Here is a 17,957-nt window from a genome sequence, read left to right as displayed (position 1 = left end):
ACAAATGTGGCTTTTTTTATATAAAAGGAATGGTAATCATGCAAATCCACATTATAGATTTAAAATATTTAGTCAATGAAGATACGGTCGCAGCTGTAAGACCTCTTCATAGAGAGTTTCTGGATATAGGATATGAGAAAGGTATCCTTCTAGCTTCAGGACCTAAATCAGATAAAACTGGTGGAATCATCCTCGCTAAAGGAGATATAGAAGATATTAAAAAATTTATTGAAAATGATCCTTTCTATACAAGCAATATAGCTCAGTATAGCTTCAATACTTTTGATGCTGTCAAGCATATAAAAGAATTAACTAATTAATGAAAGTACCATACATCATTTCTCTCTTCTTACCAAAACCTATGTCTTTATTAACTTTAAAACCATACTTCTGCAATAATTTTCTAATTTTTGATGCTGATGTAAAAGTCGCAAAACTACTTTGATTTTTTGATAATTTCATCATATTTGCAAAAAAAGATTCATCCCAAATGCTAGTATTTTTTGCTGGTGAAAATCCATCGAGAAACCATGTATCTACTTCACCTAAATCATAATTGCTAATATATCTAGCATCATCAATAATTAACTTTAAAATTACATTATTAAATTTGTATATATTCAGTCCAAGCTTAGGATCATAAACACTCAAAAGTTTTTCATGCTCTGTTATACCATTTAGTGCTATAAATATCTCTTTTAAATCACATGGTGAAATAGGATATTTCTCAAATGAGATATATTCTAATTTAGCATTATTGGGAGCTAAGTTTTCCCAGAGATTCATAGTTAGAACAAAATTTAATCCAGTACCAAAACCAGTTTCACAAACTCTAAAGATCTGATAATCAGCTAGCTTCTTAAATCTCTGTTGTAGAAAGTTATGCTCTAAATAATTATATGCGCTTTCATCAATCCCAGATATACTAGAAAAATAAAAATCATCAAACAATTCTGATTTTGGAGTATTATCTTGCCATATTATTTTTGTATACATATATCACTTATATTTAAATAAATTTGTCCGAATAATTAACAAGATTAGTATCTTGCTAAAAATAACTACTTATGCAAAAATAATCATTCTATATCCTCACAATATAAAATCAACATGGAAAGTGGAACAAACAACACATCGTCATTTAAAAATAAACTACTAATAACTTTTATATGTTACCTTTGTTACTTTTATACAGCTAATGTAGTATTAGTTACCGGGGCTGTCATGAAACCCCTATCTGAATATTTTAATAACAGCAATATTGGTTTTGCATTCACATTTATTAACGTAGCAATGTGGTTTGCTATCTTAATTATTGGTATTTTGATGAATAGATTTTCAATAAAACTACTACTTGTAGCAGCTGTGGCTATTGGTGTTATTTCATCACTTATAACTGCTATTGTACCATCTATGTTCACACTTAAAATACTACTAACTTGCGTGGGTATAACAGGCGGATTATTTATGGCAATAGCAAGCTATATGATTGTACATATTTATAACGATCATAAAATTAGAGCTATGAATGTAATTTTCACAGACTTCTTTTTTAGCTTTGGTGGAGCTTTAATTCCAATATTTGCAGCTTATTTGATTACCCAAAACTTCCAATGGTATACTATTTACTCAATCCTACAAATAACTGCTGTTATTATTCTAGTTTTAGTTATTTTTTCTGATTTCTCTATACTAAATAGACATAAAACAGTAAATGACGTAAATACAAAACTAAGCTTTTCATCTTGGAATTTAAGCTTATATTGTATTGCTTTTGCAGCATTTTTGTTTCTACTAGCTCAATTAATAATGACTAGTTATGCTCAATCATATTTCCAAGAAATATTAGGCTGGGGCACGATTGATGCAAACAAACCACTTTCTTATTTCTGGACTGCACAATGTGTAGGGTTATTTATAAGTCCACTTATAACAAGATTCGTACCATTAAGATATATTTTGCCTACATTTATGTTAGTTGGATTAATCGCATTATCTGGCATATTATATATCCCTGATATGAGTACAGTAATCAAATCAGCTATTATATTTGGTTTATTTAACTGCTATATATATGCAGGTTTACTAGCTTATGGAACTTTCCAAATGGAGAATGCTCCTCCAACTCTTATTACGACTATTCTTTTATTTGGTACAACAGGTACAGCGCTATCTACAACAACAGGTGCTTTTATAAATAAATATTTCGGACTTACTAATGTAATGCACTCTGTAGTTATTTTTTATATAATATCGTTCATACTTGTAATATCAGCTGTTATATTCTCAAAAGAACAAAAAAACGCATAAGTCTCAAGATATAAATTTTTCTAATAATAGATATAAATACTTTTAGTTATAAAATAGTAGACTGATAGTATATATTTATACAAAACTTATTTTAACTAACGATAGAAAATCATGAAAAAACATTTCACTCAACCGATGATTCTAGGCGTACTGTTAGTAGCAATTCTTGCTGGCATAGCCTATTTTATAGCAAAGATCCCTGCAATTGAGGATCTTGGAATTAGCCCATTAATTATAGGGATTGTGCTAGGTATGGCATTAACTCATACACCAGCAAGTAAAATTATTCATAAATGGAAAGAAGGTATTGTATTTAGTGCAAAGAAAATCCTTAGATTTGCAATAATCTTTTATGGCTTCAACCTAACTTTCCAATTAATAGCATCTGTTGGTTTAGCTGGGCTTTCAGTATCAATAATTATGCTAGTTTCTACCCTAGTAATAGGTATTGTGCTAGGTACTAAGGTATTTGGCTTAGATAGAGATAGCTCTATTTTAGTAGCTGCTGGTAGTGCTGTATGTGGTGCTGCTGCTGTATTAGCTACCGAAGGCACATTAAAATCAGAACCGTATAAGGCAGCTATGGCTGTAGGTACAGTTGTATTATTCGGGACTGCTGCGATGTTCTTGTACCCTATTCTAATGAAAGCTGGTCTTTTAGGTCATATGACTGATGCTCAATATGGTATTTTTGCAGGTGGTTCAATACATGAAGTTGCTCAAGTTGTAGCTGCTGGAAGTGGTGTAAGTGCTCATGCTGAAGAAGTTGCTGTGACAGTCAAAATGATACGTGTGATGATGTTAGCGCCTATGCTAATCGTGATAGGTATATGGATAGCTAAATCTGCAGCGACTGTAGGTGGAGTAAATGGATCAAAGCCTGAAAAAGGATCAATTAAAAAAATCATTCCATGGTTTGCTATTGGTTTTATAATAGTTGCTGGCTTTAACTCTCTAGATTTACTACCAGTAACAACTGTTAGTAGCATAAGAATAGCTGACCAATTTTTATTAGCTATGGCAATGACTGCTTTAGGACTTGAAACTCATGTATCTAAATTTATCCAAGCTGGAATAAAACCTTTAGTGTTAGCGTTAATATTATTCGCATGGTTATTTTTCGGTGGTATAGCAATCACTTATGGTATTACTAGTATAATATAGTCTCTTATTTGACCAAAGCTATCCTATTTTGAAACTAAATAATGTATCATATCTAAAAATAATAATCTGACAATTTTCACAACAAATGAAACCTATTCTTAATGCTGTAACAACTATTGCTAGAAAAGCAGGTAAAATTATTCTACAAGCTCAAAATGATCCTAGTACTATCCAAATTTCTCAAAAATCTGATAATACAACTGTATCAAATGTTGATGTAGCAGTAGAAAATTTCATCATCGACAATATCAAAAAATCTGGATTCAATGACTATTTCATAACTGAAGAAAGTGGTGAATTTGGTAACAAAGATAGTCGCTTTACATGGATTATTGATCCTATAGACGGTACTAATAACTTTGTCCATGGCCTGCCACACTGCTGTATTTCAATTGCAGCAAAAAAAGATAATGATATCGTTTTAGGTGTTATTTATAATCCATTCTTAGATTTAATGTTTTGTGCCTATAAAGGACAAGGCGCCCTACTTAATGGTAAAAAAATTAGAGTTGCGCAAAGTCAAGACTTAGAGAAGACTTTAATTTCAGCGTCTCTAAAATACTCACGTAGAATATTCAAAGATACTTATGTTGCTGAACTTATCAAACTTCAACAAGTAATTTCTGGCTATAGATATTCTGGAAGTATAGCTATGGATATGGCTTACTTAGCAGCTGGTTATATCGATGGATTATGGGCTTGTGGTAGTGTCAAGATATGGGATCTAGCAGCTGGATATATAATCATGAAGGAAGCTGGTGCTATAGTTACTGACATTCATGGTAGTAGCAATCTTGAATCTGGTCTAATCGTAGCAGGTAATAAAAAAGTTCAACCTAAGCTTATCAAAATTTTAGCAAAACATATCAAATAATGAATACCCGTGCTATTGCAGCTAAGTCAATTTTAGATATTATTGATAACAAACACTCTCTATTAACTATAGAACATAAGCTTATTGAACATAATTTATCAGATAAAGATAAATCGTTCGTAAAACTATTATGTTATGAATTCTTTAGAAATTATTATTCTTTAGAAAATGTAGCTAGTTTATATTTAGCTGAAAAAACTAAGCTAAAAGCTAAAATATTAGTAATGCTGGGTATCCTACAGATTTTTGAGATCAATCAACCTCATTATGCTAGCATTAATGAAACTGTAGCAGCTTGTAAAAATCTAAAGATACTATGGGCAAAAAAACTTGTTAATGGTGTACTAAGACAAATAGTTCGTGATTTAGAGGATATTACGCCGAATTATACAGAACATAAAACTCATGATCTTGCACAATGGCTTAGTAATATGCTTAAAGAACAATACCCAGTTGATTATCAAAAAATAGCTAAAGCTGTAAACTCAAAAGCAGATATGTTTATTCGCCTGAACAAAGCAAAAGATCCTCAATATGTTATTGATTATTTTGATAAAAACAATATTAGTTACTCAAAAACTGAACTAGAGAACTGCATCAAATTAGATAAAGCCATTGATGTCAAAAATAATACTCTTTTTCAACAAGGTTATTTTAGTGTTCAAGATATATCCGCTCAGTATATGGGACATATTATTAATGTCCAAAATAATGATATTATTTTGGATGCTTGTGCTGCTCCTGGTGGCAAAACAACTCATATCCTAGAATTAGCTCCACAAGCTAAAATTACAGCTATAGATATTATTGATAAACGCCTAGAATTACTTAAAGAAAATATAACAAGAATAGCCAAAAATAATCATGTAAATGTAACAAAGCATGATCTGACACAACCTCTAGCCGGACAGTATAACAAAATCATCCTAGATGCCCCATGTTCTGCTCTTGGCACACTTAAGAGAAATCCTGACATCAAAGTTTTAAGAAAATCTGAAGATATAAAGTCTATCCAAACTCTTCAAGCTGAAATACTTGATAGCTTATGGAACAACAATCTTACAAACAATGGCTATCTGCTATATATTACATGCTCTATTTTGGCTCAAGAAAATCAATTACAAATAAAGAATTTCCTATCAAAACATCAAGATGCTGAGATTGTAGAAATTAAAATTCTAGAAAATTATAAAACTGATTATGGTTATCAGATATTACCTACAGAAGATAAAGGTGATGGATTTTATTATTGTTTGATTAAGAAGATTTCTTCTTAGCTGCAATTCTCTCAGCGGCTTCCTTTGGAGATATGGACAATTTTAATCTGTTTAGTTTATATCTATTATCAAAGAAAATATCATCTATTCTATCATCAATAATAAATCCTAATGCTGTATAAAATGCTAGAGAGTGCATATCAGAGCAATAGACATAAGCAGTATCTATATCATGATTTTCAAATAAATACTTAACCATTGCTTCACCAAGACCTTTACCAAAAAAGCTTGGTAATACAGGGGAAAACAATAGTTCCTTATCTCTAATACATGCAAAGCCTACATTTTTATCATCCACAACTTGGACAAAACACTTAGTTTCTGGCGTATCGAAATATTTTTGTTCTAGAATTTCAACTTCTTTATTTATCTCACTCGTTGTTAAAAATTCACAGGTTGTAGATATACACTCTTTCCATATATTTAGCATATCTTTGAAATCTTTAGATGTTGCTTTTCTTATTTTCATAGTAACCCTTTAATAATTTTGTAAGTGATTTAATAAAAAGTATCCACAATTTAATTCTATGATAAAGCACAGAAGTTGTAAACTGTTATTAAATACTACCTAAAAAAGCTCTATGAGTAAACTTTTTATCTAATGATAAATTATTAGGGTGTGAGCCAGACTCACCTTGAGGAACTTTTAGACCATACTCACCATAGAAATCTATCCAGTACTTCGATACTTCAATATCGTTAAGTGCAATATAGTTAAGGCTATGCTGAGCAAAATATTGATCCTCACACACACTGTTAAAAGCTACATGAATTAATTCTGAACAATAGAGTTTGCCTTTTATATTCGGTAAAAACAAATCATTATAAGCAAAACCTATAAATTCACTAGCATTATTAACTAATTCTTGTAAAAACTCCTTACTCTCTGATACACGAGCCACTAGAGTTTTCTTATTTGAATATTTAGATAATTTAGCTTGTATAACTCCTGCAACAGGAATAGCTTCTATAATATTTCCATTGCCTATATATAAGGCACAATGATAGTAACTATAACCACCAAATCCTGTAGATAAACTAGAAATATTTTTCTCAGCGTCATCTACTATGAAAACTACATCACCCATTTTTAAGTTATTAATCTTCATAACAAATTTTGCAAATCTTCTTCAAAAATAACCTCAACACCTAAATCTTGAGCTTTGATAAGCTTACTTCCTGCATTATCACCACAAATAACCATATCAGTTTTTTTAGAGACACTTGAGGTAACTTTTGCACCCATTGATTTAAGAAGTTGTGTCAATTCTGTACGGTTATAGTTTTCAAAAGTTCCTGTAATCACAATAGTTTTATTTGTAAAACTCTCATTATGCGCTTGCTCAATTTTTTCTGGATTTTGGATATTAATAGAATTGCCTAGTAATTCATCAACAATTTGTATGTTTAGGGAATCTTGCCAAAATGAAACAATATTTTTAGCAATAATTTCACCAATATCATTAATCTCTATTAATTGCTCAAATTTAGCTTCACGGAAACTTTCTAAACTACCAAAATGATTGGCTAAAGCTTCTGATGACACCTCACCAACATCTTTAATCCCTATTGCAAAAATAAATCTTGCTAAACTTGGCTCTTTACTTTTTGTGATAGAGTCTAAAACATTTTGCGATGATTTAGCACCCATTCTTTCTAAGCCTGTCAATTGTTCAAAATTGAGCTTATAAATATCCGCTGGATACTTGATCAAATCTGCAGCAACAAGTTGCTCAATTAGTTTAGCTCCAAGCTTATCAATATCCATTGCTTTACGAGAGACAAAGTGCTTCAAGCGCTCAGTAGTTTGAGCCTGACAATGCCACCCTCCTGTACAACGATATATAGCCTGATCGTTGATATTCTCAATTGTTGAATCACAAACTGGACAATTTGTTGGCATCTCAACCATCTGTGCATCAGGCTTACGGTATTCTGATAAGCTTTTGACGACTTCTGGAATTACATCCCCTGCCCTACGTACAATGACTCTATCACCGACTCGGATATCTTTGCGTTTAATTTCATTGATATTATGCAAAGTTGCATTTGAAACTATTACACCACCAACTGCAACTGGCTTAAGTCTTGCAACTGGGGTAATTGCTCCTGTTCTGCCAACTTGGAACTCTACATTTAGCACTTCTGACTCAACCTCTTCAGCTGGAAACTTATATGCTATAGCCCACTTAGGTCCTCTAGCAGTGTAGCCAATAGTATCCTGTAATTTAATGTTATTAACCTTAAAAACTAAACCATCAATATCATAAGCTAAATCTGCACGCTGATGACTCATCTTATGGTGATACACTTCAACTTCTGAGAAGTTTTTTGCCAAAAACATATTATCACTGATAGTAAAGCCAAAGCTTTGTAATAGGTTCATAAGCTCAAATTGAGTTTCAGGATGTACAAAGTCTTTAGAAAAGTAGCCAATACCATAGCTATAAAGCTTAAGTGGTCGCTTTGCTACGACTTTTGAGTCAAGCATACGAATACTTCCAGCTGCTGCATTACGCGGATTTGCAAAAGTTTTATTCTCATGAGTTTGCATATACTCATTAAGAGATAGAAAACTTTGCTTATCTAGGATAATCTCACCACGAACTTCTAGTTCTTCTGGAGGATTTGAAGTATTTAGTTTAAGTGGGACATTACGGATGGTTTTGACATTTTCGGATACTTTTTCACCCTGAATACCATCACCACGCGTAACAGCATAATCAAACTTACCATTTTTATAAAAGATACTAATAGCCAAGCCATCCATTTTAGGTTCACATTCAAGCTCAATGTCATACTCTATCTTGTCATAAAAATCACGCAACTCCTCTAGACTAAAAACATTAGCCAGAGATGTCATTTTCTTTTTATGCTTGATAGTCTCAAATCCTGCTAAAACATCACCTCCAACACGATCTAATACTGAGTTTGATGGCTTAAGCTGTGGATTATCATCTACTAAATCTTGTAATAATCGGAATAACTTATCATAGTCTGAGTCAGTAATAACTGGCTTATCTATAGTATGATACAAATAGCTTTGTTCACCTAGATACTCTGCAAGATCATCAATATATGACTTTAATTGTGCTTTAGTTAAAGTTTTATAGTCTGTAGAAATAAAATCACTCGGAGTCATTACAAGAAAAGTTTATCATAATTTTTTATAGTGATTATTTTATACTAATTTAGTAGCTTTTGCATAAGAGAAAGAGCTATAGATTTGTGAGCTTTCTTATTTAATTAACTTAGGTAAATATAATAATAATAATGCTATTAAAAGATTGTATGATTTTTTGCAATATGTTATAAATCTGCATTACAAAAATAAGACTGTATACGATTTTGTAACGGTACTTATGGTTTGTAAACAATATTGACCTTTTAAAAAGGCAATAATCACAGTTTTAGTTTAATTAAAAAATGGACTTGATTTATGCAACAGGTACCTAGATATGTCATTGTCGGCAACGGCAATGTAGCGGCACATATGTGCTATTATTTTAAATGCTTAAACCTAGATTTCAGACAATGGTCTCGAAATGAATCGTTAGATCAGCTTGATAAATTATTAGATAATGCAACTCATGTTTTAGTCTTAATCAAAGACTCTGAGATACAAAGTTTTGTAGATAAATATCTCACAAATAAATCAAAAAGGCTAATAGTGATTCACTTCTCTGGTCTTTTGGATATCGAAAATGCTTATTCAGCACATCCTTTACAAAGCTTCCCTGATAAGAACTTGTACTCTTTAGATGAGTACAAATCGATTGCATTTGTAACTTGTGATAGAAGTATCGCATTTAGTGAGCTTTTACCTAAGCTACCTAACACTAATTTTTGTATCAATAAAAGTCAAAAAGCGTATTATCACGCAATGTGTGTTTTAGCTAATAATGTAAGCACATTAATCTGGCAGAAATTCTATACTGAAATGCAGAATCGCTTTGGTATAAATCAAGAGTATCTGACACCATTTTTAGAAACCACTTTTAAAAATATCAAACACAATCATCATGCCCTATCAGGCCCGATAGCTAGAGGGGATAGCCTTACACTACAAAAGGATCTCAATGCTTTAATTGATGATGATTTCTATGATGTTTTTAGAGCCATTGTTAATCAATTTTCAAACAAGGGAGAAAAGATGAAATGAAATCAGTTTTAGGCTTCAAAAAAGCTAAAGCGAATCGAGAAAAAATCTCGATGGTAACTTGCTATGACTATACTTTAGCTAAAATTATAAACTCAACAGATATAGATTGTATACTCGTTGGAGATAGTGGTGGTATGGTATTACTGGGTAAAAAAAATACTACCTATACAACTCTAGCTGATATACAGTTCATGACTCAAGCGGTAGCTAATGGTGCTACAGATAAATTCATCATCGCTGATTTGCCATTTATGAGTTATCGCCAATCATTAGAAACAACAATGCAAGCTGTTACGGCTTTGATTCAATCAGGAGCTCATGCGGTTAAGCTCGAAGGTAGTTCAGGAAATTTAGATATTATCAAACATATCGTAGATTCTGGTGTTCCAGTTATGGGTCATATTGGTATGACTCCTCAATTTATAAATAGTTTTGGTGGTTTTAAAGTTCAAGGTAAAACTGAAGAGGCTGCTAAGCATTTACTTGAAGAAGCTAAGCTTCTTGAGCAAGCAGGATGTTTTGGGATAGTTCTAGAATGTATACCGACAAATATTGCTAAAAATATTACACAAAATTTGAATATCCCAACAATAGGTATTGGAGCTGGTAGTGATACCGATGGTCAGATTTTGGTTCTCCAAGATATGCTGGGTATGAATACTGACTTTCAACCAAAATTTGTCAAGAAATATATAAGTGCTTCTGAGATATTTTCTGAAGCTATAAATACGTATGTTAAAGAGACGAAAGCTAATATTTTTCCAACTAAGGAGTATAGCTATGATTATTTCTAAAAATATTGAGCAATTTAGTTTGCTAAGAGAAAGTTTCACTAAAGATCAAAAAATAGGCTTTGTCCCAACAATGGGTGCGTTACATAGTGGTCATATAAGCCTAATCAAAAAATCCAAATCAGAAAATGATGTGGCTATTGTCAGTATATTTGTAAATCCAACTCAATTTAATAATCCAAATGATTATCAAACATATCCAAACCAACTACAGCAAGATATACAAATATTAGAATCTCTTGATGTCGATATATTATTTAACCCTAGTGAAAAAGATATCTATCCCGATGGTAACCTATTGAGAATACAACCTGAGCTTGAAATTGCGAATATCCTAGAAGGTAAAGCTAGACCTGGACATTTCAGTGGTATGCTAACTGTAGTACTAAAGCTACTACAAATTACTAAGCCTGATAATCTCTACTTAGGCGAAAAAGACTACCAACAAGTTATGCTAATCAAACAACTTGTTAAAGATTTTTTTATCAAAACAAAGGTTATAGTTTGCTCAACACAAAGAGAAGCAACAGGGCTTCCTCTTAGCTCTAGAAATAAAAATCTAACATCTGCTGACATGAAAATTGCTAATAAGGTATACGAAATACTTAGACAAGATAATTTCTCAGACTTAGAAGAACTAACTAATAAGATTAATTCTACTGGTGCAACAACAGAATACATTCAAAAAATTAATAACAGAATATTTTTGGCACTTTACATTAGTAAAGTACGTTTAATTGACAACTTCCTAAAGGAGACAGGACCATCATGTTAATTTCAGTTTTAAAATCAAAAATCTCATACGCTACAGTAACTGGCAAAGATTTATTTTATGTAGGTAGTATCACTATCGATAGTGAGATAATGAAACAAGCAAATATTATTGAAAATGAGAAAGTACAAGTAGTAAACTTAAACAACGGTGAGCGTCTTGAAACTTATGTAATCAAGGGCGAGCCAAATAGTAAAACTATCGCACTAAACGGCCCTGCTGCTAGAAGATGTGAAATAGGTGATCAGCTGTTTATTATTAGTTATGCACAAGTTGATCCTACTAGAGAAAATATAAAACCTAAGCTTGTTGACCTAAAAACCGGAGAATAATAAATGATAGTATGCATAGATATTGGTAACTCACATATTTTTGGTGGAGTATTTGTAGGAGATCAAATTAAGCACAACTTTCGCTACCCTTCTACTACTCCGTGTACCTCCGATACGCTAGGCATATTTCTGTTATCATTCTTTGAGAGAAAAAAGCTTGATATTGAAGATATTGAAGCAGTTGTACTTTCATCTGTTGTTCCTCATCTAGAGTATTCTGTCAATTCTGCTTGTAAAAAATATCTAGGGATTACACCTCTTGAGTTAAAACCTGGCATAAAAACAGGATTAAAACTTGATATCAAAAATCCTCTAGATTTAGGTGCCGATCGTGTTGCAAACTCAGTTGCAGCTATCTCTAACTTTCCATCTAAGAACATTATCATTGTTGATTTTGGTACTGCAACAACTATATGTGCTATCAAGCAAAATAAATCTTATATAGGCGGTGCAATTCTACCTGGAATTAATCTATCAATGGATAGCCTATCGCAAAAGACTGCAAAACTATCAAATGTGACTATAGCAAAACCTAGCTCTGCTCTTGGTAAGACAACTATATCTCAAATTCAATCTGGTCTTATATATGGTCAATTAGGAGCTATAAAAGAGATAGTTAGTAGAATCTCTCAAGAAAGTTTCTCAGATAAGCCTCCCGTGTTAATCGCAACTGGAGGTTATTCTCACTTATTTGAGAAAGAACAATATTTTGATGTAATTATCTCTGATTTATTACTTCATGGACTTAGAATAATCTGGCAAATGAATAAGTAATTTCTAAGTTATTGAGTGCTCAAGCTAACTAATTCACTAATATTGGAATTTCTCTTAATATCTTTCTGAGCAATATCTCTTAAGCTACTTTGTTCAGAAATAATCGTTAATTTATGTTTGGCTCTGGTAATAGCTGTATACAGGAGCTGTTTACTTAGCGCTTCATTATCTTCTGCTGGAAGAATAATCACAATTTCATCAAACTCTGAACCTTGAGTTTTATGAATTGTCATGGCATAAACACTTTCATATTTTGGTAGCATATTTAGACTAAAAGCCTTAGCATCTTTACCATCAAAATATGCTCGAAGCTTACCAGTATCATCAGGCCAAATAATCCCTACATCTCCATTGAATAATCCCAATGAATAACTATTTTGAGTTATCATAATTGGTTTACCCTTATAGCTAGAATCTATAGGTTTAGACATAAATTTCTCTATTTTCTGATTTAACTTATCTGTACCAATTTCTAGATTTTTATTAGCTACAAGTATTCTAAATTTATTTAGCTCGGTAAGAGCCTCTTTGTAGTCACGGCACTTTTCAAGCTGTGAATATCTCTTTGCATAATCTCTTAAATAAGTATCTAAATTCCTTATGCTATGAAAATTAATATTCTCATTTTGATGACTATCAATATTAATATTACCTTTTAGAACTGAGGCTGCAAGATTATTTATATATTGTTGTGAACGATAGTTTTTGATAAGTAATGTTGTATATGGCGTAATATCGCCATCTCTGTGGTGTGTAAAGTTTGCCAAAAGACTACCAGCCTCAACTGATGGTAACTGATTAGTATCACCTATCAAAATTAGCTTGGTATTATCAGCTACTGCTCTAATCAACTTAATAAAAATATTCATATCAAGCATCGAAGCTTCATCAACAATAATCACATCGTATGGTGCTTTTGACTGCTCGTTATATTTCACATGAGTAGAGTTTGGTCTTAAGCCTAAAAATCTATGTATAGTTTGAGCTTCTAAATTAGATAATCCTAAATAACTATCATTGTCTACCCTTTTACTTAATACACTATTTAAGGATTCCGTCATTCTCTGAGCAGCCTTACCTGTTGGTGCTAAAAGAGCTATTCTTTGCTGATTTTGATTAAGCATTTGTATAGCAAGCAAAAGCTTTGCTACTGTAGTTGTCTTACCTGTACCAGGTCCACCTGAAATAATACTAAAATTATAATTTAGACTTTTGATAACTGCCTGTTTTTGCCAATCTATCTCATCAGCAGGTTCAAATAGCTTATCTACAACTTCTTCAATATGGTTGGCTTGTTGAATATTTTGGATAGTTCTAGATTTTATAAAGTTAGCTATTTCAACCTCATAATTCCACAATCTTTTGATATATAAGGAATCATACTCTTTAGCAAAATATATAGGTAATTTATCATAATCTAAAGACTCTAAAATACTTACAATTTCATCAAAACTTGGCATTTTAAAGCCTACTTTAGCATCGCTTTGATTAGTTTTCTCTGAAGCAAAAATAGTTTTATTTGATATATCTGCTATCTTCAAACAGCTATGACCATGGCTATATACATGCATAAGCTTTATCAAAATATGAAATAAAACTTCATTACTTTTTTGTTCCAAATCGTTCCCCTTCGCTCCGTGAAGGGGTGGATATAAATCACTTGATAAAGTGATTATAGACGGGGTAGTCTTTTTGACTAAATCAAACACTTCTTTAGCAAAGAAAAAATCTATAGCTCTAATATCTGCTAATTGCTCACAAGCTTGATGGAAAGTTTTATACATGATAGTCATCCCCATTAAATAGATTAGCAATTTTGTTAATAATCTCTAAAGTTGGTCTAGCTCGATAAACCCCATGACCATCTTTCATACCTCTAAGATAGAAATAATATACTCCACCAAAATGCTTTTCATAATTATAATTTTTAATGTTTTGTCGCAGGTACTTATCCAAGGCAACGCTATATATTAGATATTGTAAATCATAAAAGCTACTTTGATTTTTCTCACTCATAGCAGCTTGATTATAATCTTCTAATTTATCACCTAGATAGTTTGACTTATAATCTGCCACATAAAACTTACCATCATATTCAAAAATCAAATCAATAAAACCATGAAGCATACCAAAAATCTTTTGACTAGCAAAATCATCATAATAAATATTTTGATTACGATATTCTGCTAAAATCTCTATAATATTTTTCTTGTATAGTTTTTCATTTGATATAGGAAAATAAAACTCTGCTTCTTTTAAGGTTTTTGTATTTGGAATATCTTTTAAGCAAAAGCTTTTGTTGTCACCTATAGATCCCGTGGTCAAGCCTGACGGAATGACACCTATTTTCGTATCTATTGAAAATAGAATTGGAGCGACTAAACACTCTTCTAACCATACTTTAAGCTTATCAAAATCTTCTGCAGCAACTACTTTATATCTATCCATTTGCTCTTGCAAAAGATTATCATCTATCTTGCCTAGGCTAAAATCCGTATGCTCTAAAACATTATGCAAAATATTACCAATATCTGCTCCTTTGGAAGCTGTGAATCTAAACTCTAATTCCTGCTGAGATTTTTGAGCACTATCATCTTCAGACTCATCATTTTCTTTTTCTAATGCGGTATTTTGAACTTTTGACTTTGATATTTTTGAGAAAGACAACATCTCCCAACTATCATTTGCTAACTTATTAATATCATTCGCTTTGAGGTTTTGTAAAGTATCATGGTCAAATTGGTCATTTGTAATTAAATTCTCACTTTCATAACAATGACTTGTAGCTACATCTATAAGCGAACTTTGATTAGTAGGATTTGCTGTTATATTTTGGATTTTTTCTAACCAATCATCATCTTTTTGATAATCTAAAAATCTTGCTAATGGACTTCTAAATGAAATATCGGATTTTTTATCTTGGTATTTTGCAACTCCAATATAACATCTATGCTCTGCACGTGTAACAGCCACATAAAATAGGCGCATTAATTCCTCTATAACTTCATTTTCTATTTGTGGTTTTACACTGTCATCCTTACCAATTTTATAGACTGTCTGTTTAATATTTTTATCATAGTATTTAGAGAAATCACTCGCCTCAAATTTCTTTTTGCTTACATAACTTGCAAATGGTATAAATACAACTGAGTACTCAAGCCCTTTTGAACCGTGAATTGTAATTATCTTAATTAGATTATCATCACTCTCTAATCGAAGTTCGCCCTCACTTGTAGCTGTACTATTTAGCTGTTGGCGATACCATTTGATTAGCTGATTTGGGTGTTTATATTTATTCTCAGCTACTTTTATAAGCTCAGCTAAATGGAGAATATTTGTGATAACACGTTCTTTTGAATCCGATCTTTGAGTGAAGTTCTGATGTATAACTTGCATAATAAATGCCATAAAACCATATTTATGCCATTGTTGTCTTAGAGATTTTGCTTTTTCTATCTCTTCATCCCATGCAGAGACATCATTTTCATCAATATAACTAATAAATTTATCAGCTCTACCACCAAGCAAACTAGTTGATAACGCTCTTTTTAGCATAGATTTATTTTCAAGATCGTTTATACCTTCCATAAGAGCTAATATCTCCGTAGCCTCTTGGCTATGATAGACATTATCGCGCTGACTTAGATATACTGAGCTTAGTTTCTTAGCTTGTAGAGCTTTTTGAATAACCTTTGCTTGCTTACCATTCTCTACCAAAATTGCGATATCACTTTCTACAACTTTTTTAGAATTTAATAGCCTGACAATCTCATTAGCAGTCCATGCTGATAAATTACTATCGATATCACTTTTGTTATCATCTTCAGCCACTTGATAATAGAAATAATTTATTGGTTTAAGGTTATCATCAAAGTCTTTTGCTTTCTCATTTGCCTTTGGTGATGCTTTAACAAGCTGATAGCCAATACCATCACTAAAGATATTAGCTCCAATTTGACCCTCTTCTTCTGGCTGATAATCTTGTTTATAAAAAAGTCTATTGTAAGCCTTTATCATCTCACTAGTTGAGCGCCAGTTAGTATCCATGCTCCACTGATTGTCACTAGAGCAACTATCTTTAGCCTTTAGATATGTGAAGATATCACCACCCCTAAAACCATAAATTGCTTGCTTTGGATCGCCTATCATTAGCAATAACAAATCATCTATTCCCCTTTGGGACGAAGGGGAATCAGTCACAGACACCACACTCCGCCTGTCGGCACCCCTCTCAAGAGGGGAATGGGGTAGCTTATTACTCTGAGGATAAATAGTATCGAGTATCTGATACTGCTCAGCATCGGTATCTTGAAACTCATCGATAAGAGCAACTGGATATTGATGTTGTAAAGTCTTGACTAAATCTGGTAACTTTTTGACACTATGACAAAGTTTAGTAATCAAATCATCAAAGTCTAAAACACCTTTTTGCTCTTTGGCTTTTGAAAAATCTTGGCGGATTTGCAGGCAGGCTTGTTTGATAAATTGGGTTGCATTTGCTTTCTTTATTTCTTCCTGTAAGTCTCTTAATTCTTTTACACCAATAAAAATCGGTTTTATTAGTTTTGCATTTATCTTTCTGCCATCTGTAATTATAGATATATCATCTGGGAATAGTGTTTGATTATCTAATTTCAACCATTCTAAAATTCTATGGTATTCATCAACTCTCTTGCCCTGTGGCTCGCCTTTTCCTAATTTAGATAAAAAGTCATCTACGATATCATGATTATTTAAAAATAATTCCAGCTGTTGCTTTTTAAGTATTTTAAATTCATCTAAGCTTATAGCTTGCTTTGTTAATAGTTCATAACTAGACCTAACAACATTCCTTAGATTATCCAAAAACTTCTCTGGAGTATGTAGCTTATATGCTTGTAAATATTCAAAGTTTGTTTTATTTTTATTGATATGTTTTCTAAAAAAATCCTCTACTACTTTTTGCAAAATATCTGAAGTATCGACCTCCATAGAGACATCCATCTCCATACCACTAGCAAATGCTTGCTCACTTAGGACTTTTTTACAAAACCCATGAATAGTAAATATAGCTGCTTCATCAACTTCTAATAACGCTCTTTTGATATGTTTATAGTCTTCATCGGATAAAACTTCTTTACAACTTTTATGATCTGCTAACACATCTCTAATCTTAGCTTCCACTCTACCGATAATCTCTTGGGTAGCATCTTTGGTAAAGGTCATTACAAGGATATCTTTGGGTAATAGCTTTTTTTCAAGTAATAACCTAATATACAAAGTAGTAATATTAAAAGTCTTACCAGTACCAGCACTAGCCTCGATAATATGGCGACCTTGTAAAGTTATTGTGTTTGCATCTAGATTAGTCATATTAACCAATTATAATTTTCAAAAAAGTCTTTGAGATATTTTAGCAAATTACTAATTTAAAAAATTATCTATCTTTGAAACTTTGGGATTTATAGGAGTTATTTGCTCATATATAAGTCAATTTTAATTTATGATATAACTCAAAATAC

16 protein-coding genes are annotated in these 17,957 nt (G+C 31.9%); 10 read left to right on the top strand and 6 right to left on the bottom strand.

All coding sequences use genetic code 11. The annotated features are described in order from the left end of the window. The first annotated feature begins 38 nt into the window (after window positions 1-38). Window positions 39-320 carry a YciI family protein gene (locus FTPG_RS05165; protein WP_035722447.1) on the top strand — a complete coding sequence of 94 codons (282 nt, stop codon included), beginning with the start codon at window positions 39-41 and terminating at the stop codon, window positions 318-320. Here the strand turns inward: FTPG_RS05165 and mnmC2 are convergent. Then, complete coding sequence (gene mnmC2, locus FTPG_RS05160) at window positions 313-996, bottom strand: tRNA (5-methylaminomethyl-2-thiouridine)(34)-methyltransferase MnmC2 (RefSeq protein WP_004287367.1); 684 nt, start codon at window positions 994-996, stop codon at window positions 313-315. The genes FTPG_RS05165 and mnmC2 overlap by 8 nt on opposite strands. A gap of 114 nt (window positions 997-1,110) precedes the next feature. Here mnmC2 and tsgA point away from each other — a divergent pair, with 114 nt between their 5' ends. The 4 genes from tsgA to rsmB all read left to right on the top strand — a co-directional run bounded on the left by tsgA (window position 1,111) and on the right by rsmB (window position 5,625). Beyond that, the gene (tsgA, locus tag FTPG_RS05155; protein WP_004287366.1) at window positions 1,111-2,310 is read left to right on the top strand and encodes an MFS transporter TsgA; all 1,200 of its coding nucleotides are present in this window, start codon (window positions 1,111-1,113) and stop codon (window positions 2,308-2,310) included. A gap of 111 nt (window positions 2,311-2,421) precedes the next feature. Further along, window positions 2,422-3,474 carry a YeiH family protein gene (locus FTPG_RS05150; RefSeq protein ID WP_004287365.1) on the top strand — a complete coding sequence of 351 codons (1,053 nt, stop codon included), beginning with the start codon at window positions 2,422-2,424 and terminating at the stop codon, window positions 3,472-3,474. An 85-nt stretch (window positions 3,475-3,559) separates the two neighbouring features. Further along, window positions 3,560-4,348 carry an inositol monophosphatase family protein gene (locus tag FTPG_RS05145; RefSeq protein WP_004287364.1) on the top strand — a complete coding sequence of 263 codons (789 nt, stop codon included), beginning with the start codon at window positions 3,560-3,562 and terminating at the stop codon, window positions 4,346-4,348. Then, entirely contained in the window at window positions 4,348-5,625 is a 1,278-nt protein-coding gene (gene rsmB / locus FTPG_RS05140) for a 16S rRNA (cytosine(967)-C(5))-methyltransferase RsmB (protein ID WP_004287363.1), read from the top strand. The genes FTPG_RS05145 and rsmB overlap by 1 nt, the downstream gene beginning before the upstream one ends. Here the strand turns inward: rsmB and FTPG_RS05135 are convergent. The 3 genes from FTPG_RS05135 to ligA all read right to left on the bottom strand — a co-directional run bounded on the left by FTPG_RS05135 (window position 5,606) and on the right by ligA (window position 8,767). Beyond that, entirely contained in the window at window positions 5,606-6,094 is a 489-nt protein-coding gene (locus FTPG_RS05135; RefSeq protein WP_004287362.1) for a GNAT family N-acetyltransferase, read from the bottom strand. The two genes, rsmB and FTPG_RS05135, sit on opposite strands and share 20 nt — an antisense overlap. An 88-nt stretch (window positions 6,095-6,182) precedes the next feature. Beyond that, a complete protein-coding gene (locus FTPG_RS05130; RefSeq protein ID WP_004287361.1) occupies window positions 6,183-6,734 on the bottom strand; it encodes a YiiX/YebB-like N1pC/P60 family cysteine hydrolase in 552 nt (183 codons plus the stop codon). Continuing rightward, window positions 6,731-8,767 carry an NAD-dependent DNA ligase LigA gene (gene ligA / locus FTPG_RS05125; RefSeq protein WP_004287360.1) on the bottom strand — a complete coding sequence of 679 codons (2,037 nt, stop codon included), beginning with the start codon at window positions 8,765-8,767 and terminating at the stop codon, window positions 6,731-6,733. Before ligA ends, FTPG_RS05130 begins: the two co-directional genes overlap by 4 nt. 297 nt (window positions 8,768-9,064) lie before the next feature. Here ligA and panG point away from each other — a divergent pair, with 297 nt between their 5' ends. From panG to FTPG_RS05100, 5 genes are read left to right on the top strand one after another with little or no spacing between them, the layout of a single operon-like run. Continuing rightward, complete coding sequence (panG, locus tag FTPG_RS05120) at window positions 9,065-9,787, top strand: 2-dehydropantoate 2-reductase PanG (protein WP_004287359.1); 723 nt, start codon at window positions 9,065-9,067, stop codon at window positions 9,785-9,787. Then, window positions 9,784-10,581, top strand: coding sequence for a 3-methyl-2-oxobutanoate hydroxymethyltransferase (gene panB / locus FTPG_RS05115; RefSeq protein WP_004287358.1), 798 nt, complete (start codon window positions 9,784-9,786; stop codon window positions 10,579-10,581). The genes panG and panB overlap by 4 nt, the downstream gene beginning before the upstream one ends. Further along, a complete protein-coding gene (gene panC, locus FTPG_RS05110; protein WP_035722443.1) occupies window positions 10,568-11,353 on the top strand; it encodes a pantoate--beta-alanine ligase in 786 nt (261 codons plus the stop codon). The genes panB and panC overlap by 14 nt, the downstream gene beginning before the upstream one ends. Then, window positions 11,347-11,682 (top strand): aspartate 1-decarboxylase, encoded by a 336-nt coding sequence (gene panD / locus FTPG_RS05105; RefSeq protein ID WP_004287356.1) that lies wholly within the window; start codon window positions 11,347-11,349, stop codon window positions 11,680-11,682. Before panC ends, panD begins: the two co-directional genes overlap by 7 nt. A gap of 3 nt (window positions 11,683-11,685) precedes the next feature. Next, a complete protein-coding gene (locus FTPG_RS05100; protein ID WP_004287355.1) occupies window positions 11,686-12,456 on the top strand; it encodes a type III pantothenate kinase in 771 nt (256 codons plus the stop codon). An 8-nt stretch (window positions 12,457-12,464) separates the two neighbouring features. On the opposite strand, the gene recD is transcribed toward FTPG_RS05100, so the two are convergent. Further along, entirely contained in the window at window positions 12,465-14,240 is a 1,776-nt protein-coding gene (gene recD / locus FTPG_RS05095; protein ID WP_035722440.1) for an exodeoxyribonuclease V subunit alpha, read from the bottom strand. Next, on the bottom strand, window positions 14,233-17,808 hold the full coding sequence (recB, locus tag FTPG_RS05090; RefSeq protein WP_035722437.1) for an exodeoxyribonuclease V subunit beta: 3,576 nt from the start codon (window positions 17,806-17,808) through the stop codon (window positions 14,233-14,235). The genes recD and recB overlap by 8 nt, the downstream gene beginning before the upstream one ends. Window positions 17,809-17,957: the final 149 nt, after the last annotated feature.

Origin of the sequence: Francisella philomiragia subsp. philomiragia ATCC 25015 (genome assembly GCF_000156715.1) — a bacterium.
Lineage (GTDB): Bacteria > Pseudomonadota > Gammaproteobacteria > Francisellales > Francisellaceae > Francisella > Francisella philomiragia.
Note: the sequence above shows the minus strand (reverse complement) of the source record. Positions and strands in the feature narration are given on the sequence as shown.